At 68.4% G+C, this 16417-nt stretch carries 24 protein-coding genes; 3 read left to right on the top strand and 21 right to left on the bottom strand.

Annotated elements, in window-relative coordinates; genetic code table 11:
- Positions 1-513: 513 nt before the first annotated feature.
- Positions 514-1290, bottom strand: coding sequence for an enoyl-CoA hydratase/isomerase family protein (locus GN153_RS03235; RefSeq protein ID WP_159899722.1), 777 nt, complete (start codon positions 1288-1290; stop codon positions 514-516).
- Positions 1291-1415: 125 nt separating this feature from the next.
- On the opposite strand from GN153_RS03235, the gene GN153_RS03230 reads away from it, so the two are divergent.
- The 3 genes from GN153_RS03230 to GN153_RS03220 all read left to right on the top strand — a co-directional run bounded on the left by GN153_RS03230 (position 1416) and on the right by GN153_RS03220 (position 5167).
- Entirely contained in the window at positions 1416-2477 is a 1062-nt protein-coding gene (locus tag GN153_RS03230; protein WP_159899720.1) for a zinc-dependent alcohol dehydrogenase family protein, read from the top strand.
- Between the two features lie 63 nt (positions 2478-2540).
- Positions 2541-3767, top strand: a complete 1227-nt coding sequence (locus GN153_RS03225; RefSeq protein ID WP_159899718.1) for a CaiB/BaiF CoA transferase family protein — start codon at positions 2541-2543, stop codon at positions 3765-3767.
- 206 nt (positions 3768-3973) lie between these two features.
- Complete coding sequence (locus GN153_RS03220) at positions 3974-5167, top strand: GNAT family N-acetyltransferase (RefSeq protein ID WP_159899716.1); 1194 nt, start codon at positions 3974-3976, stop codon at positions 5165-5167.
- A 100-nt stretch (positions 5168-5267) separates the two neighbouring features.
- Here GN153_RS03220 and GN153_RS03215 read toward each other — a convergent pair whose 3' ends face one another.
- From GN153_RS03215 to GN153_RS03120, 20 genes are all read right to left on the bottom strand, one after another.
- Positions 5268-5468: a hypothetical protein gene (locus GN153_RS03215; RefSeq protein ID WP_159899714.1), complete on the bottom strand. Its 201-nt coding sequence runs from the start codon at positions 5466-5468 to the stop codon at positions 5268-5270.
- A gap of 410 nt (positions 5469-5878) precedes the next feature.
- Complete coding sequence (secY, locus tag GN153_RS03210) at positions 5879-7357, bottom strand: preprotein translocase subunit SecY (RefSeq protein WP_159899712.1); 1479 nt, start codon at positions 7355-7357, stop codon at positions 5879-5881.
- A 2-nt stretch (positions 7358-7359) separates the two neighbouring features.
- Positions 7360-7860, bottom strand: a complete 501-nt coding sequence (locus GN153_RS03205) for an uL15m family ribosomal protein (protein WP_159899710.1) — start codon at positions 7858-7860, stop codon at positions 7360-7362.
- Positions 7860-8324: a 50S ribosomal protein L30 gene (locus GN153_RS03200; protein ID WP_159899708.1), complete on the bottom strand. Its 465-nt coding sequence runs from the start codon at positions 8322-8324 to the stop codon at positions 7860-7862. Before GN153_RS03200 ends, GN153_RS03205 begins: the two co-directional genes overlap by 1 nt.
- A complete protein-coding gene (locus tag GN153_RS03195; RefSeq protein ID WP_159899706.1) occupies positions 8321-8956 on the bottom strand; it encodes a 30S ribosomal protein S5 in 636 nt (211 codons plus the stop codon). Before GN153_RS03195 ends, GN153_RS03200 begins: the two co-directional genes overlap by 4 nt.
- Complete coding sequence (locus GN153_RS03190) at positions 8953-9504, bottom strand: 50S ribosomal protein L18 (RefSeq protein WP_159899704.1); 552 nt, start codon at positions 9502-9504, stop codon at positions 8953-8955. Before GN153_RS03190 ends, GN153_RS03195 begins: the two co-directional genes overlap by 4 nt.
- A complete protein-coding gene (locus GN153_RS03185) occupies positions 9504-9953 on the bottom strand; it encodes a 50S ribosomal protein L19e (RefSeq protein ID WP_159899702.1) in 450 nt (149 codons plus the stop codon). The genes GN153_RS03190 and GN153_RS03185 overlap by 1 nt, the downstream gene beginning before the upstream one ends.
- On the bottom strand, positions 9950-10978 hold the full coding sequence (locus tag GN153_RS03180; protein WP_159899700.1) for a 50S ribosomal protein L32e: 1029 nt from the start codon (positions 10976-10978) through the stop codon (positions 9950-9952). Before GN153_RS03180 ends, GN153_RS03185 begins: the two co-directional genes overlap by 4 nt.
- Positions 10978-11514: a 50S ribosomal protein L6 gene (locus tag GN153_RS03175; RefSeq protein ID WP_159899698.1), complete on the bottom strand. Its 537-nt coding sequence runs from the start codon at positions 11512-11514 to the stop codon at positions 10978-10980. Before GN153_RS03175 ends, GN153_RS03180 begins: the two co-directional genes overlap by 1 nt.
- Positions 11514-11906: a 30S ribosomal protein S8 gene (locus tag GN153_RS03170; protein WP_159899696.1), complete on the bottom strand. Its 393-nt coding sequence runs from the start codon at positions 11904-11906 to the stop codon at positions 11514-11516. Before GN153_RS03170 ends, GN153_RS03175 begins: the two co-directional genes overlap by 1 nt.
- Positions 11903-12094 (bottom strand): 30S ribosomal protein S14, encoded by a 192-nt coding sequence (locus tag GN153_RS03165; RefSeq protein ID WP_159899694.1) that lies wholly within the window; start codon positions 12092-12094, stop codon positions 11903-11905. Before GN153_RS03165 ends, GN153_RS03170 begins: the two co-directional genes overlap by 4 nt.
- Positions 12091-12624, bottom strand: a complete 534-nt coding sequence (locus GN153_RS03160) for a 50S ribosomal protein L5 (RefSeq protein WP_159899692.1) — start codon at positions 12622-12624, stop codon at positions 12091-12093. The genes GN153_RS03165 and GN153_RS03160 overlap by 4 nt, the downstream gene beginning before the upstream one ends.
- Entirely contained in the window at positions 12621-13415 is a 795-nt protein-coding gene (locus tag GN153_RS03155) for a 30S ribosomal protein S4e (protein ID WP_159899690.1), read from the bottom strand. The genes GN153_RS03160 and GN153_RS03155 overlap by 4 nt, the downstream gene beginning before the upstream one ends.
- On the bottom strand, positions 13412-13774 hold the full coding sequence (gene rplX, locus GN153_RS03150; RefSeq protein ID WP_159899688.1) for a 50S ribosomal protein L24: 363 nt from the start codon (positions 13772-13774) through the stop codon (positions 13412-13414). Before rplX ends, GN153_RS03155 begins: the two co-directional genes overlap by 4 nt.
- Entirely contained in the window at positions 13771-14169 is a 399-nt protein-coding gene (locus GN153_RS03145) for a 50S ribosomal protein L14 (protein ID WP_159899686.1), read from the bottom strand. The genes rplX and GN153_RS03145 overlap by 4 nt, the downstream gene beginning before the upstream one ends.
- The gene (locus GN153_RS03140) at positions 14169-14495 is read right to left on the bottom strand and encodes a 30S ribosomal protein S17 (protein ID WP_159899684.1); all 327 of its coding nucleotides are present in this window, start codon (positions 14493-14495) and stop codon (positions 14169-14171) included. The genes GN153_RS03145 and GN153_RS03140 overlap by 1 nt, the downstream gene beginning before the upstream one ends.
- Entirely contained in the window at positions 14486-14779 is a 294-nt protein-coding gene (locus tag GN153_RS03135; protein WP_159899682.1) for a ribonuclease P protein component 1, read from the bottom strand. The genes GN153_RS03140 and GN153_RS03135 overlap by 10 nt, the downstream gene beginning before the upstream one ends.
- Entirely contained in the window at positions 14779-15009 is a 231-nt protein-coding gene (gene rpmC, locus GN153_RS03130) for a 50S ribosomal protein L29 (RefSeq protein WP_159899680.1), read from the bottom strand. Before rpmC ends, GN153_RS03135 begins: the two co-directional genes overlap by 1 nt.
- Positions 15009-15953 (bottom strand): 30S ribosomal protein S3, encoded by a 945-nt coding sequence (locus tag GN153_RS03125; RefSeq protein WP_159899678.1) that lies wholly within the window; start codon positions 15951-15953, stop codon positions 15009-15011. Before GN153_RS03125 ends, rpmC begins: the two co-directional genes overlap by 1 nt.
- Positions 15953-16417 (bottom strand): 50S ribosomal protein L22, encoded by a 465-nt coding sequence (locus GN153_RS03120; RefSeq protein WP_159899676.1) that lies wholly within the window; start codon positions 16415-16417, stop codon positions 15953-15955. Before GN153_RS03120 ends, GN153_RS03125 begins: the two co-directional genes overlap by 1 nt.

Below are 16417 nucleotides of genomic sequence, written 5' to 3'. Positions count from 1 at the left end.
GGGTGGGTTTGGGCGGGGGGCTTTCACCGGTCCCGCGGAAACCCCCCGGGCGGGGGGGGCCCCCCCCCCCCCCACTGCCCGGGAGACCCCCGGTCTCCCGCTGGCTGCGGTCGAAGCCCTCGCTGCGCGCTTCCGTCGCTCACTTCGTTCGCTCCGTCCAGTGCTTGCATCACCGGGAGAGCTCCGCTCTCCCGAGCTCACGGCGGCTACGCCGCCGTGAACGGCCGTCTTCCCGCAGCCTCCGGCCCCTTTCAGTCCCGCCCTGTGTTCTCGGCTTCGCCGTCTGCTCGCGGGCCGGAGGCCCGCTCGCATGGTCCGCGGAGCTTCGCTCCGCGCTACTCGCTCCCTCGTTACGCTCACTCCGTTTGCGCAACGCAGACCACACGCCTCCCCAACCGATTCGCTCCCTCCCTGCGGTCGGTCGCTCATCCCTCGCGCAGTATCGTCGCGGCACGAGGCCGCGACAGCGCGCGCCCTCCGACCGGAAGGGTTAGTCCTCGGATCCTGCTCGGTTCACTCGCCCTGGAAATCGGGCTCGCGGCCCTCCCGGAAGGCGGCGACGCCCTCGGCGTGGTCCCGGCTGTTGAACGCCTGGTCGCGGACGCGGGCGACCCACCGCGTCTCCGCCTCGGAGATGCGTCCCTTCTCGTGGATCATGTCCACGATCTGTTTCATCTTGCGCAGCGAGAAGGGGGCGTTGCCGGCGATGGTCTCGGCCATGTCGTACGTGCGCTCGGCCAGGTCCTCGCGGTCGAGGACGTAGTTGAGAAAGCCGACCTCGGCGGCGTGCTCGGCGTCGATGGGCTCGGCGGTGAACAGCAGCTCCTTGGTCTTCGCCGGTCCGACGAGGCGCATGATCCGGTGGATAGCGCGGCCGCCGTAGACCAGCCCGATCTTCGCGGGGGTGACGGCAAAGCGGGCGTCGCTGGCGCCCAGCCGGATGTCACAGGCCGCGGCGATCTCGACCCCGCCACCGTAGGTGTCGCCGTTTATCATCCCGACGACGGGGTAGGAGTATCCCTCGATAGTGTCGGTCATCTCCGGCCAGCGCCGTTTCAAGTCCTTGGGCGTCTCGCTGCGGTCGACGTCGAGGTCGAAACCCGCACAGAACGCCTGCTCGCCGGCCCCCCGGAGGACGGCCACCGTGGGCTCCTCGCGCTCCTCCAGGGCCTCGAAAGTGGCCGTCAGCTCCTCGGCCATCTCGAAGTCCATCGCGTTGCGCTTGCCCTCGTTCGCGATGGTGACCGTACAGACCTGACCGTCGACCTCGGACTCTATCGTGCCGCTCATGGCCCGCCGAACGGCCGGGGTGGTCCTAAATCCCTGCCTCGGTGGAGGTCCCCGAGCGTGTCCCGGGCTACCGGGAGCTGTCATCAGAAAAGATTATGTGGGTTGTTACCGTGGATCAAGTCGCTATGCGCGCAGCAGTTCTCGAGGAGCACGGCGAACCGCTCGACATCACCGACGTCGACGCCCCGTCGGCGGCGCCGGACGGGGCGGTCGTGGAACTGGAAGCCTGCGGGATCTGCCGGTCGGACTGGCACGGCTGGCAGGGCGACTGGGAGTGGCTCGACATCCGGACACAGCCGGGCCAGATCCTCGGCCACGAACCCGCGGGTCGGGTGGTGGAGGTCGGTGAGGACGTCGAGGGGGTCAGCGAGGGCGACCACGTCGCCGTCCCGTTCAACCTCGGCGACGGCTCCTGCCCAGAGTGTCGCAACGGGTACTCGAACACCTGCGAGAACGGGCTGCCCCTGGGGTTCGTCGAGGAGGCGCCGGGCGCCTTCGCCGAAGAGGTTCACGTCCCGAGCGCGGGGCACAACCTCGTCGAGCTGCCCGACGGCGTCTCGTCGGTCGACATGGCGGGGCTTGGCTGTCGGTTCATGACCTCCTTTCACGCGCTGGCCCACCGGGCGGACGTCGGCGCGGGCGACTGGGTTGCCGTCCACGGGTGTGGGGGGATCGGGCTGTCGGCGGTCCACATCGCCGACGCGCTCGGCGCCAACGTCGTCGCGGTGGACCTGATGGACGAGAAACTCGACAGGGCCGAGTCCCTGGGAGCGAGCGCGCGGGTCAACGCGAGCGAAACAGACGACGTGCCCGCCGCCGTGCGGGAGGCCATCGGCGACGACGCGGACGTCTCGGTCGACGCGCTGGGGGTCGCCGAGACCTGTCGCAACTCCGTGCTCAGCCTCGGCAACCGCGGCCAGCACGTCCAGATCGGCCTGACGACACAGGAGGAACAGGGCATGGTCGCGCTGCCGACCGACGCCATCGTGATGCAGGAGATCGAGTTCATCGGCTCGCTCGGGATGCCGCCGACCCGCTACGACGAGATCTTCCGGATGACCGCGACCGGCAAACTCCAGCCCAGCGCGGTCGTCAGCGAGACGGTCGACCTGCCTGAAGTCAACGAGAAACTGGAGGCGATGACCGACTTCGGGACGGTCGGTATCCCCGTCATCGACTCGTTCTAACCGGTCGACCCGGTCCCGGCAGCCCGCGGGGATTTTAATGCCGGGGCGGCGTTCGGGAGGCGTATGGCAGACGAACCCCTGGGTCATCTCACTGTGGTCGACTTCTCGCGGTACCGGGCGGGGCCGTGGTGCACGCAGATCCTGAGCGAACTCGGCGCGGAAGTCATCAAGGTCGAGCGGCCGGGCGTCGGCGACCCGGAACGGCACAGCCACCCCGAGCAGGGGGGCATGGGCGTCAATTTCATCGCCCGCAACCGCAACAAGAAGAGCATCGCGGTCAACCTCAAACACGAGGAGGGTCGACAGGTCGTCGAGGACCTCGTCGCGGACGCGGACGTCCTCGTCGAGAACTACAGCCTCGGCGTGATGGAGGAGTTCGGCCTGGGCTACGAGTACCTGACCGAGGAGGTCAACCCCGACCTGGTCTACGCCTCGGTCAAGGGGTACGGCGAGGAAGGGCCCGACAGCGACCGCCGCGGGGTCGACCTCGTGATGCAGGCCGAGGGCGGGATCATGAGCGTCACCGGGCCGGAGGACGGCCAGCCGGTCAAGCTCGGGCAGGCGCTGGGCGACATCGGGAGCGGCCTCTACGCCCTCCTCGGGGTTCTCACCGCGCTCTACGAGCGCGAGCGGGCACGCGAACCGACAGCCGGGGCGGGCGAGGGTGAGACGGGCGGCCAGAAGGTCGAGACCAACCTCTTCGGGACTATCGTCTCCTTCATGGAGGAGTACATCACCCGCTACGGGATCACCGGCGAGGACCCCACTCCCTACGGCACCCGCCACCAGACGGGCGTCCCCTACGAACTGTTCGAGACCGCCGACGGCCACATGGTGTTGAGCGTCACCGGCCAGGGGTCGTGGGAGCGCTTTGTCACCGAGGTGTTGGAGGACGCCGACCACCTGCTGGAGTACGACTCCCAGCGGCTCCGTCAGGAGCACTACGCAGAGCTGATGGCGGTCATCCGCCCCAAGCTCAGGGAGAAGACCACGGCGGAGTGGCGCGAGATATTCGACGAGATGGGCTTTCCCAACGGCCCGCTCAACCGGGTCAGCGACGTGGTCGAGCACCCGCAGGCCCGCGCACGCGACTACGTCTTCGAGTACGAGGACGACGAGATCGGCGAGGTGACGCTGCACGGCCACCCGCTTCACTTCTCGGATGCCGACACCTCGGTCCGGTCGGGCCCGCCGCAACTGGGCGAGCACACCGACGCGGTGCTGACCGAACACCTCGACCGGACTCCCGAAGAGGTCGACCGGCTCCGCGAGGACGGCGCCGTCGAGTGAGGGCGCAGCAGCCTGCGGACCGGACTGTCGAGTGAGGGTGCAAGACGGTACGGCCGCTCTCCAGGCACAGAGAGGTACGACAAGTGGGTTGGCAGGATCAGTACTGTCGTACCCACCCGGGGAGAAACCCATCGGAAACATAAGTACGTCGGAACGGACCAAGTTCCGCCGGAACCTATTCGTGGGGACCGCTACCAGTAGGGGGTATGCCCGAGCGGACAGTCCGCGAACTCGGCGACGAACACCGGGCCCGGTTCCAGGAGTTCGTCGACTACGCCTTCGACGCCGTACGCGGCCCGACGAGCTACGACTCGCCCGAGGAGACGCCACGGATGCTCGGCCGGAAGTTCGGCGTCTTCGAGGCCGGCGAGCTGAGGAGCGTCTGCATCCACCACGACTTCAGCGCCCGCGTCCGCGAGGACTGGCTGCCGATGACCGGCCTCGCCGCCGTCGCGACGCCGCCGGAACACCGCCGGGAGGGACTCGGGCGGACGCTCGTCGAGGACGCCCTGCAGCGGTGGCGCGGGGAGTACCCGCTCGCTGCCCTCTGGCCGTTCGAGCACGCCTACTACCGGCAGTTCGGCTGGGCGCTGTCGAACACCTCTGTGCGCTATGCCTGCCCGCCGGCGGCGCTCGCGCCCGCCCGTGGTGCCGACGGCACCGCACGTCGGGTCGGCCCCGAGGAGTGGGGGCAGCTGCAGGGCGTCCACGAGGCCCACGGCGCCGACCGGAACCTGACGCTGCGGCGGGACGGGGAGTGGTGGCGTCGCCGCGTGTTCCGCTCGCTGGGCGGCGGGAAGCGATACGTCTACGCCGTCGAACGGGAGGGTCGGGTCGACGGCTACGTCGCCTACACCGTCGAGAACGGGGGTACACAGCTCCGCGTCTCCGACCTGGCCTTCCGGGACCACGGAGCCTACCGCCGGATCCTGGGGCTGCTCGCCGACCACGACTCACAGGTCGAGGAGGTGGTACTCTACCGAGAGGACGAGCGGTCGCTGTTCTCGCTGGTCGACGACCCCGAAGCCGTCGACTGTACCGTCTCGCCGGGACCCCAGGTCCGCGTCGTCGACGTCGAGCACGCACTCGAGGCGCTGTCCTATCCCGAGGACGTGGCCGCCACCCTCCGGCTGGCAGTGACCGACCGGCACGCACCCTGGAACGACGGGCTCCTCGAGCTACGTGTCGACGGCGGGACCGGGGAGTGTCGCTGGCTCGACGATGGTGGAGCGAGTGCGGACGTCAGCCTCGGTATCGGTGCGCTCAGCCAGCTCTACGTCGGATTCCGGTCCGCCGCCGAACTCGACCGGACCGACAGTCTCGGTGCCGACGGCGGGACAGCCGGGACGCTCGGCGCGCTGTTCCCGCCCGAGACGGTCTATCTCAGAGAGTACTTCTGACCGCCGGCGTGACCGGACGGACCGACCTGGCAGTCGTTGCCTGTTCGGTGCGGACCCCGGTCCGCCGGAACCGGACCGGGCCGCGACGCGGCCCGGCGGCTCAGTCGCTCCCGGATTCCTCGGCGCGAGCGGGGTGGTCCTCCCGGAACTCCCGTCTGTAGGTACCCTCGTCCAGGATCTCCTGTTCGGGGACCTTCGGCGGGATCCCGTCCCCGCCGCCGAGGTCGAAGACGTAGATGGCGCCGATGAGGATAGCGTGCCAGGCCAGGCCGGCGACGACGACTGCGGTCAGTATCTCCATGGGCCACCGGTCCCTGCAGGGTCGTACACCTCGCCGGTCCGCTCTCCCCGGCGGAAGTCAGCCCCTACCATCGTCGGTCGGGCGACTCGGGTTCGTTCGCGTTACCGTTCAGCCTCCGTATAACCGTCGCGTGTCTCGGTTCTCTCATCCGTGGCGCTGCAGTGCGTCCGCAGACGGGCGTCCCATATTAACCACTCCATTCCCGTCAGTAGCGAGCCCGGGAGTGGGCGACAACGCGTAGGTATCCGGTACCGAGACAGATGCCGAGTGACACGAAGGACGACCTGAATCCGACTCCCGAGCCGGCGTGAGAGGGGATCCGGCGGTGGAGGGGCGGTTCGGAGGCGAGCAGCTCAAACAGTGCCGGAAAGCAGAAAGAGGGGATCCGGACAGCTGGAACGAGAACCCGGTTAGCCGAACATCTGGCGCATCATGGGGTGCATCTCCATGAGCTGCTCTTCGGCGATCTCCTCGTAGATCTTGTAAGTGATCGACACCGTCAGCAGCAGCCCGGTTCCGGAGACGCCGCCGATGGTACCGAGCATGTTCGCCATCACCGCAAGCAGCCCGACCAGCGCCCCGCCGATGACCGTCACCTGCGGGATGTACTGCTCGAGCACCCGCTCGATCGAGCGGACGTTCTGGCGGAACCCGGGGATCTGCATCCCGGAGTTGTGGATCTGCTGGGCCGTCGCATCGGGTCCCATGTCCGTGGTCTCCACCCAGAAGATGGCGAAGATAGCACCCCCGATGACCATGAACGTCAGGTCGACTCCGACCCGCGCCATGATCTCGACCGGCGAGTGGCCACCGCCCCCGCCGGCGAACCACATCCAGTCGCCCGGATTGCGTATCGGCCGGAGGTAGTAGAACAGCCCGGCGGTCGCCTGGCCGTTGGTGTACTGACCCAGCCAGGCCGGCAGGCCGCCCAGCTGTGCGTTCAGGATCCGGCCGAGGAACTGGATGTTGGCCTGCAGCGCCCGGACGAGGATCATCGGCAGGACGCTGGCGTAGATGAGCTTGACCGGGTACCGGCCGCGGGCCCCCTTCACACGAGTGTTCGAGAGGGGGATCTCGACGCGGACGGACTCGGCGTAGACGACCACCACGAAGATGCCGACGGTGGTCAGGATCGGGACGATGTTCCCGGCCCCGATGAGCAGGGCGTTGATCCCCGACGGCGTCAGGATCGGCGGGAACGAGACCGCGCCGGTGATGATCCCGACCCAGGTTGTGAGGATGCCCGGTTCGGCGCCCGCTGCGGCCGTTATCCCGGGTATCTGGAAGATCCCGCCGAGCAGGCTCTGGCTGACGCCGGCGATGATGAAGAGACCGATCCCCGAGCCGACGCCCCACTTGCTGACGACCTCGTCCATGAAGAGGATGAGGAGCCCGCCCGCGAAGATCTGGGCGAACATCAGCCACTGGACACCGAACTCGCCGATACCCAGCGAGGCCGCGACGGCGTCACTCGCCGGCAGAAAGTCGCCGGCGAAGACCATCGGCAGGCCCGTCAGGATACACATCACGACCACCAGCAGCTTCTGGAGGCCCTGGTAGAGCACCTGGTCGCGGGGGTTGTTCTGTGTGTCCAGCCCGAGCAGGTCGGCACCGCCGAGCAACTGGAGCACGATGCTCGCCGTGACGATGGGGCCGATCCCCAGCTGCAGGATCGTCCCCTGGCCGCCGGCGAGAATCGACCGGAACTGACCGAAAACCTCGCTCCCCTGGCCCTGGAGGCCGAAGAGGAAGACGTTCGTCAGGAAGAAATACAGCACCAGGATGCCCGCGGTCCATCCCAGCTTGCGCTTGAAAGGGACGTGTCCCTCCGGCCGCCGGACGGACGGCATCCGGGTGAGTACCGGTTCGGCGGTGTCCTTCCAGCTCATCGTTACTGTGTCTCGGATTCCTCGTCGGTATCGCTTTCGGCTTCGGCCTCGGCGCGCTCCTCGCCGCGGGCCGAGAGTTCGGCCGTGCCGCCGGCGCTCTCGAGCTTCTCGCGGGCCGTCTCGGAGAAGGCGTCGGCGACGACCTCGAGTTCGCCGCGGACCTGGCCGGCTCCGAGCACCTTCACCACGTCGGCCTCGTGGCCGTCCTCGACGACGTCACGGGCGTCGACCCGGTAGCCCGAGCCGGTCTCCTCCGCGACCCCCTCGGCGGCCAGGACGGCCGCGTCCTCGTCGAGCTCGCGGACGTCGACCGTCGCCACGTCCTCCTTCACTTTCTCGGGCCGGGAGAAGCCGGACTTGCCGAGCGGCTCGTAGTTGTGGAACTCGTGTTTGTCGCGGCCGGCAGCCCCGCGGCCGCCGCGGTGGCCGGCACCGCGCCGGTTCTTGTGCGAGCCGCCGCCGTGGGTTCGCGAGCCGCGCTGTCGCTTTTTCTTGTTTGTCATTATCGCATCGCCTCCAGCAGGCCGTCGATCGCCTCGGTGTCGTGGGGGCCGAGCTGGCCGCCCTCGACCACGGACTTCTTGATACCGTCGTGGCCGCCACGCGGCGGGTGCAGGCGCAGCGTCGGCGAGAGCCCCTGCTCCTGCAGGGTGGTCTCCTCCGCCACGAGCGCCGCCGCCAGCGCGTCGACGTCGTCGTAGTCGGTGTTGTCGGCGACCCACTCGTCGTCGACCTCTGCGGTGCCCTCCGCGGGGTCGCCCCGCCGGCGCAGCAGTTCGGCGACCACGTCGGCGCTTGGCTCGCCGTGGGCGACCACGTCGTTGACCTTCGTGACCATCCCCTCGTAGGTCGGGGTCTCGGGCACCAGCGTCGCGTGGTTGACCCGGCCGACGTTCAACATTTCGAGGGTGTCGACGACGTCGCCGCTGACGTCGACCTCGCCCCGCAGCTGGACGACGGCCTTCATTCGATCACCTCGCGCTCCTCGAAGGCTCGCTGGGGCACCCGGGCCTCGGCCGTCTTCCGGAGGGCGTTGAACGTCGCCTTCGCGAAATTCACGGTGGTTCGGGTGTTGCCCGACGAGCGGGTCCAGATGTCCTCGATCCCGGCGAGTTCGAGCACCTTGCGGACGGTCTCCCCGCCCGCGAGCCCGAGCCCGCGCGGGGCCGGCTGGAGCTCGACTTCCACGGAGCCGGCCTTGCCGGTCGTCCGAAGCGCGACCGTGTGCGGGCGGCCACAGCCACACTCCCACGAGCCACAGCCCCGGGAGACGTCGATCAGGTTCAGCTTCCCGATCTCGATGGCCTTCTGGATCGCACCGCCGACCTGGTCGTCGCGCCCCTCGGCGTAGCCCACCAGGCCGTCGCGGTTGCCGACGACGACGACGACGCGGAACTTCACGCGCCGTCCGGAGTCGGTCATCCGCTGGACCATGTTGATGTCGAGTACTTCGTCCTCCAGGTCGGGGACGAGCTGGTCGACCAGTTCGGGTTCCTTCAGCGGCAGGCCGGCGTTCAGCGCGTCCTGCATCGTGTCGATCTCGCCGTCTGCGACCTTTCGGCCCAGCCGCGTCTGCGGTTCCCAGCCGTCTGCGCTCATAGTTCCTCCATGAGTCGTTCGCGTGTCTCGTCGAAGTGGTCGGGCAGGTCGGTCGCGTCGAAGTCGCCGCCGTAGAGCCCCCCCTCGCTTTCGGCGTACTCGGCGATGTGCTCGCCGCGGGTCCGGGACCAGTCGGCCAGCACGTCGTCGTTGTGGGGGATCTCCAGCCCGGCGTCGATCGCACCTTCCTGTACTGCGAAGACCTTGCTCCCCGGCGTCGGGGAGTTCAGCCCGATGTCGAGCACCGCCTCCTCGAGGCCGGCCTCGATGGCGCGTTTCCCCGCCAGCAGGCCGGTCAGGTAGGCCGCGGGCATGTTTCCGGTGGGTGCCTCCCAGCCGTACTCCTCGAGGTCACTCGACACTGCACTCGCTATCGTGTTGTCGCCCTGGGGGCCGGTGGTCACCAGCTGCGCCCTGACGTGTTGGTTGCTCTTCCGAGCGACCAGCCGCGGTTTGCCGGATTTCAGCAGGCGCAACCGCTGATGGTAGTTCGTCCGGCCCTCGCGGCGACGCCGCAAGGGTACCGTGTAGCGTGGTCCTGTTGCCATTATGTATCACCGTAGTTCTCGTCGATGAACCGCTCCATGTCCGCGACGGAGTCGAACTCCCCGCCGCCTGCCTTGTCGTAGAGGTCCCGGTAGGCGCTCCGCTCGAGGTCGCCCCCGTCGCGCAGCTCCTTGAGCCGCTCGCGCTGGGCCCGGATCCGGGACTGCCAGTCACCCTTGGGGTCCTGGCGGGCGCCGGCCTTGCCGCGCCGGGAGCCGGGGCCTGTCTGGTGGCCGTAGGCGCGTTTCTGCTGGCGCTCGCGGGCCCGGCCACGGGAATTACCCTCGGGCTCGTCGGCGCGGATCGCGCCCTCGTCGACCAGCTCGCGGACGTCCTCGCGGGTGATCGCCTCCGCGATGTCGCCCTGGCGTTCGGGGTCGAACCAGACCTTGTTCTTGCCGACATCCAGTACGTCCGAGGCCAGCCGCTTCTGTGCGCTCAGGTCCGTCATCCCTCCACCTCCACTTCCTCGTAGGTGGGATTCAGGACGCGGATGCCGCGTTCCTCGGCCTCGTCCTCGATGCGCTCGCGCTTGCGGCCGCCGACTTTGGAGGCGATCCGCACCGCTTCCCGGTCGCCGTCGAGGCCCTCGAGGTCGTCGACGTTGTGGACCCGCACCTCCTCGAAGCCCGAGGGGTGCAGGCCACGCACCGCCTCCGGCGAGCGAAAGCCCGCCTGGACGGTGTCGCCTTTGCCCTTGATGCCGCGGCGCTGCTTGGAGAGCTGGCCGCGGGGTCGGCGCCAGGAGGTCGACACCCGCTTTTTCTTGTGGTGGTCCTGGCGGTTGAACTTCGGCTTGGAGACCCGGCGGCGCTGGGCGAGCAGCCGCTCCGCGTTCTCGTCCAGGTCCGGCGTCTTGTCGACCAGGCCGCGGGGGCGCAGTTCCGTCTCGACGCCCTCCTCCTCGGGTTCGGTCTCGTCCTCGACCTCGGCCTCGACCTCCTCGCTGACTTCGAGGTCGCCGACGTCGGCCTTGATCCGGGCGGCCAGCGCCATCCCGACGCCGTCGACGTCGGCCAGGTCGTCCTGGCTCGCGGCGCGGACGTCCTCGACGGTCCCGTAGCCGGCCTCGCGAAGCGTCTCCGCCTTCGCGTCGCCGACGCCGCTGATGTCGGTCAGGTCCTCGACCTCCGGCCCCTCGTCGTCCTCGGCCCCGTCGGGTTCCTCTTCATCGTCTTCACCGGCGGCGTCCGACTCGTCGTCTGCTTCGTCTTCCGCTGTGGCCTCCGTCTCGGCCTCCTCAGCCTCGTCTTCGACTTCCTCGGCCTCGACGTCTTCGTCGACCTCGACCTCGCCGACGTCGGCCTCGATCCGGGCGGCCAGGGCCGTGCTGATGCCCTCGACCTCGGAGAGGTCGTCGGTGCTCGCGGCGGCCAGGTCCGCGACGGTCTCGTAGCCGGCCTCGCGGAGCGCCTCGGCGGTCTCCTCGTCGACGCCGGCGACCGAGGTCAGTTCCTCGGCGTCCTCGTCGCTCATCAGGCGTCACCCCGGTTCGGTTTGTTCGTGATGTAGACGCCGTCCTGGAAGACCCGGACGTCCTTCTCCTGGACGCGGGTCAGCTGTTCGATGTCGGCTGCGGTCTGTCCGACGGCCTCGATGTCGGGGCCTCGGAGCGTGATCCGCTCCTCGCTGACCTCGACGTCGGTGTCGCCGTGGACCTCGGTCCGCCGCGGGGCGGTCTCGCCGAGGAAGTTCTCGATGACGACCTCGTCGCCCTCGACGGTGACCTGCATCGGGAAGTGGGAGTAGAAGACTTCCATCTCGTACTCCCAGCCCTCGGTCACGCCGTGGAACATGTTCCGGACGTGACTCTCGAAGGTCCCCAGCGTGGACATGGTCTTGGCGTCGTCGGCGTCGCTCTCGATGACGACCTCGCCGCCATCGACCGCGACGGAGACGTCGGGGTACCACAGCCGACGGGTAACGCTCCCTTCCGGTCCCTCGACGGTGAGCTCGAGATGGTCCATCTCGGCGCTCACGTCCTCGGGGGTCTGGAGTGTGACTCGTGGCATTAGTATACGTATGCGATGACCTGGCCGCCGATCCCCTGCTCGCGGGCCTCGTAGTGGCTCATGATGCCATGCGAGGTCGTGACGACGAGCGTCCCGTAGTCGCGGGCCGGGAGAAACCGCTTCTCCCACTTCTCGAACTCGTCGGCACCCGCGGAGTAGCGGGGGTTGACGGGGCCACATTCGTTGATCGCGCCTTTCAGTTCGACCTCGAACTGCTCGGTCGTGCCGTCCTCGACGAGCTGGAACCCGTCGATGTACCCGCGGTCGTAAAAGACCTCGAGCACGCTCCCGATCTCGTTCGAAGCGGGCGATACTTCCTGTGTCAAGTGCCCGACACTCTCGGCGTTGTTCAGCGCCGACAGCGCGTTGGCGAGTGGGTCCGTTCCTGTCATGAGTATTTCTTGAAGCCCATGCTCCGGGACACCTCGCGGAAGCACTGTCGACACAGCCAGATGTCGTACTTGCCGACCAGTCCCTGCTCGCGGCCACAGCGCTGGCACTCGCGGAGCTGTTCGGTGCGTTTGGCTGCCTGCTCGCCGGTGTCGTAGGCGGCGTCGGTGTCCTCCTCTGATTCGCTCATTCGCTCACCTCCACGTCGAAGGTCGTCTCGATGTACCGGGCGGCGTCCTCGGGGTCGAGCCGGTGGCCCGAGGGGATCTGGCGGGTCGCCTTGTCCCGCTTGGCGACGCGGTAGCCCGGCCGGACGAGGTTGACCGTCACGTCCAGCCCGTAGATGCCCGTCGTCGGGTCGTACTCCTGGCTCGGGAAGTCGGTGTGTTCCTCGACTCCGAAGCTGACGTTGCCCGTCTCGTCGAACTGCGACCGCGAGAGCTCCGCGAGCGGCAGCGCCGTCTCCAGAAAGTCGTGGGCCTCGGCGCCGCGAAGGGTTACCTTCGCGCCGATGGGGTCGCCCTCGCGGATGTCGAACGCCTGCAGCGTCCGGTCTGCCGTGGTCCGGACCGGCTGCTGGCCCGCCACCTCCGCGAGGATCTCCTCGGCGTTGCCGAGGTCGCGGCCGCCCTGGCCGACGCCCATGTGGACGACGACCTTCTCGATGCGCGGCTCGCGCATCTCGTGGAAGTCCGCGCTATCCTCACTTTCGCTGCTCATTCGTCGTCACCTCCCTCGTCTTCGTCGTCGGTGCCGGCGTCGGCCGCTTCTTCTTCAGCAGCCTCGTCGTCCTCGTCGGCACCCTCGATGAAGTTCTCGTCGATGACGACGACGTACTCCGCGACGGTCTCGAAGCCGTCGCCGGAGACGCCGGGAACGTCGTCCTGGCTCGCGATGACGTTGTTCGGGGCGCTCCCGGGGGTCACCACGACCTCCTCGACCCGGCCGATCTCCCCGGAGTGTGCGCCGTCGACGGCGGTCACGAGCGCGCCCTCCTCGAACTCGAAGTGGGCGACGACCGAGCCGTCGTCGTTGGCGACCACGAGTGAATCGCCGGCGTCGTACTCTGTCCCGTCGTCGACGAGTAGCGTCTCGCCGTCGTGCAGCGTCAGCTGTACGTCGCCGCCGGGGACGTTGCGCTTGGAGACGACCTTGCCCAGTTTGGACTCCGCAGCGTCGGCGTCGATGGGGGTCAGCGCGAGCCGACCGCCCTCGCCCGGGAACACCCGGTAGAACTCCTCACGCTCGTCGAAGGCCAGGATGTCGAACATCCCGACCGGGCGCTCCTCGTCGTTGACGGGGTCGCCGTTGATGACGACGTTGTCCTGGTTGAGCGCGTACCGGGCCTCCTTGCGGCTGTCGACGTAGCCGAGCACGTCCCGCAGGACGACGAGCAGGGGAACCCCCGCCTCGCCGTGCGGGCCGGCGTCGGCCTTGACGGTGAAGGTCTCGGTCTTGCGCTCAACGGGCCATGCGTCGGGTGCCGAGAGGCGTTTCTGATGGTTGCTCATGCGCTTTTCTCCTCCGAATCGAGCCGCTGCTCGCGCCGGTCGTCCGAGAGGTCCAGGTTCGTCACCCGGAGGTTACTCGCATCGAGCGGGCGGGGCACTTCCTCCCCGTCCGCCGCCTCCTGGGTGACGTCCTCGACGCTCACCGTGGCGTCCTTCAGGTCGACGTCGATGACCTCGCCCTCCTCGCCGGCGAAGTCGCCGCGCAGCACCTCGACGGTGTCGCCCTCGTTGACGCGCACGTTGCGCTGGTCGTGCTCCTCCCGCAAGTCATCGGAGAGGGTGGCACGGACCTGCTCGTGGCGCTCGTGCAGCGGCGCCGTTCGCTGTCGTTTCCGCTGTTTGGCTGGTTGCTCTGTCATACGATCATCGTTGCCGCTGACGCGATGCTTCCGAACCGCTCTGCCACCTCGCGAGCGATGGGGCCCCGGAGCTCGGTGCCACGGGGGTCCTCGTTCTCGTCGACGATGACGGCGGCGTTGTCCTCGAACTTCACGCGGGTGCCGTCGGGCCGCCGGATCGGCTTGCGCTGGCGGACCACCACTGCTTCGAGCACCTGCCGGCGCATCTCCGGGGTGCCCTTCGTCACCGAGACGGTCACCTTGTCGCCCAGCCCCGCCTTCGGGTGGCGGTTGTGGGTACCGGAGTAGCCGGCGATGGAGATGATCTTCAGCTCGCGTGCGCCCGTGTTGTCCGCACACGTCACCAGCGAGCCCTTCTCCAGGCCCTGGGTGACGTCGGCGTTGAGCGCCTCCATCACTCGTCACCTCCCTCGATGCTCACTACCACGTGGGATTTCGTCTTCGAGAGCGGTCGTGTCTCTGCTATCGTGACCGTGTCGCCGACCGCGAGGTCGAGACAGGGCGGCGCGTGTGCCGGAACCCGGCTGCGCCGCTTCATGTACCGGTCGTATTTCGGTACCTTGACGTCGTACTCGCGTTCGACGACGACGGTCTTGTCCATGTCTGTGGAGGCGACCTCGCCGACCAGCGTCTGCCCGCGCACGGAGAGTCCCCCGTGGAACGGACAGTTCTGGTCGTCGCAGGCCTCCTCCGGCTGTTGTACGTTCAGTCCTAGCGCCATGTCGAATCGCCTCGTCGTTCCGTTCGTTCTGCCGGCCGCGCGACCAGCCGCTCGCCCTCGACGACGACCCGCTGGCCGTCCTCGAGTGTAAAGCGGAAGGTCGCTGCCTCCTTCGGTACCTGCCGAACCCGCCCGTTCCGCGAGGGCTCGATGCCCAGCGTGTTGGCGGTCTCCCGGACGACTTCGCCGGCGATGCCGACGAGCCCGGGGTCCGTCGCCTCGACGACCTCCACGCGGAGGCCGACGAGTTCGTGTCGCGGGAGCGTGGCGGGGTCGAGTGCCATCATGCGCTCGCCTCGCTTTCCTCGCTGTCGAGATCGCCTTCTTCCCGCTGGATCGTCTTGATCCGCGCGATCGTCCGGCGGAGCTCCTTGATGCGGCCGGGGCTCTCGGGCATCCCGCCCGCGGCCTTGACCGCCTGCTCGTTGAGGAGCTCGGTCTCGAGGTCCTCGAGTTCGGCCTCGCGCTCGGCCGGCGTCATGTCGCGGATCTCGTCGGCGTGGAGGATCGCCATCAGGCATCACCCTCCTCGTCCGCATCCTCGTCCATCTCCTCCATCAGCTCCTCGGCTTCGGCCTCGGCGTCCTCGTCGAGTTCCTCCTCGACGGCCGCATCGAGGTCCTCCAGGTCCTCCTCGACATCGCTCTCGTCGGGGACGTCGGGGTCCTCGAACTCCTCGGCGTCTGCCTCGGCAGCTTCCTCGATGATCTCCTCTTCGACGGACTCCGCCTCGCCGTCCTCGGCCTCGGTGTCGCTCTCCGGCGGCGCGCCGACGGCGGGCTCCTCGCCCTCGCCGTTCTCGGGCTCGCCGGCCAGCACTTCCTCCAGCCCTTCGGCGTCGGCGACGTAGTCCTCGACCTCGACGTCCTCGTAGATCTGGAAGTCGTCGGGCAGGTCGGCGCCCGGCGGGATGATCTTCACGTCCACGCCGATGGTGCCGAGTTTCATCACCGCGACGCCCTGGCCGTGGTCGACGATGTCCTCGGCCGGTTCGCCGTTGTGCTTGATGTAGCCGCGGTTGAACTTCTCGACGCGGGAGCGCGCCCCGGTCACCTTGCCGGAGAGGACGATCTCCGCGCCCAGCGCGCCCGACTCCATGATCCGGTCGATGGTGGTGTGGCCGGCCTTCCGGAAGTACCAGCCCCGCTCCAGGGCGTTGGCCAGCCGGTCGGCGACGATCCTGGCGTTCAGGTCCGGCTCGTCGACCTCCTGGACGTCGACCTGGGGGTCCTCAAGCTCGAATTCGGTTTCGAGTGTGTCGGTGATCTTCCGGATGTTCTTCCCGCCCTTGCCGATGACCATGCCGGGCTTCTCGGCCTTGAGGACGATCTGGGTCCCCATGGGCGTCTTGGCGACCTCCATGCCGCCGTAGCCCGCCCGGCCGAGTTCGTCGGCGAAGAACTCGTCTATCTGGGTGCGCTGGAGACCGTCCTCGATGAACTGCTGTTCGTCGGCCATCACTCACCCTCCTGTTCTTCGAGGACGAGTTCCACGTCCACCTCGTCGGTGTTCCACGGGCTGGCCCGGCCCATCGCGCGGGGCCGCCGGCCCTGTGTCTCGCCGACCTTGTGGGCGGCGGCGTGCATGACCTGCATCGACTCCCCGTCGAAGCCCTGGTGTTCGGCGTTGCCGATGCCGTTCTCCAGCAGGTCGAGGAAGGCCTCGCTGGCCTTCTGTGGGTAGCGGCCGGCGTCCCAGCCGTCGATGTCCGACCGGTGACCGACCCCGGAGTTGTGCTGGCGGAACGGGACCGACTGCTCCTCGTTGATGACCGCCTCGAGGTACTCGACCGCCTCGCCGGCGGTTTTTCCCTTGATCTCCCGGGCCAGGGCCTTGCTGTGCTTGAAGCTCATTTGCCGCTCCCGGAGCATCGCTTTCGCGGTGGTCGCCGGGTCGGCGTCGACTGAGTAGCTGATTCCCAT

The organism is Salinirussus salinus (assembly GCF_009831455.1).
GTDB classification, from domain to species: Archaea; Halobacteriota; Halobacteria; order Halobacteriales; family Haloarculaceae; genus Salinirussus; species Salinirussus salinus.
This window is presented reverse-complemented; position numbering and strand designations above follow the sequence as displayed.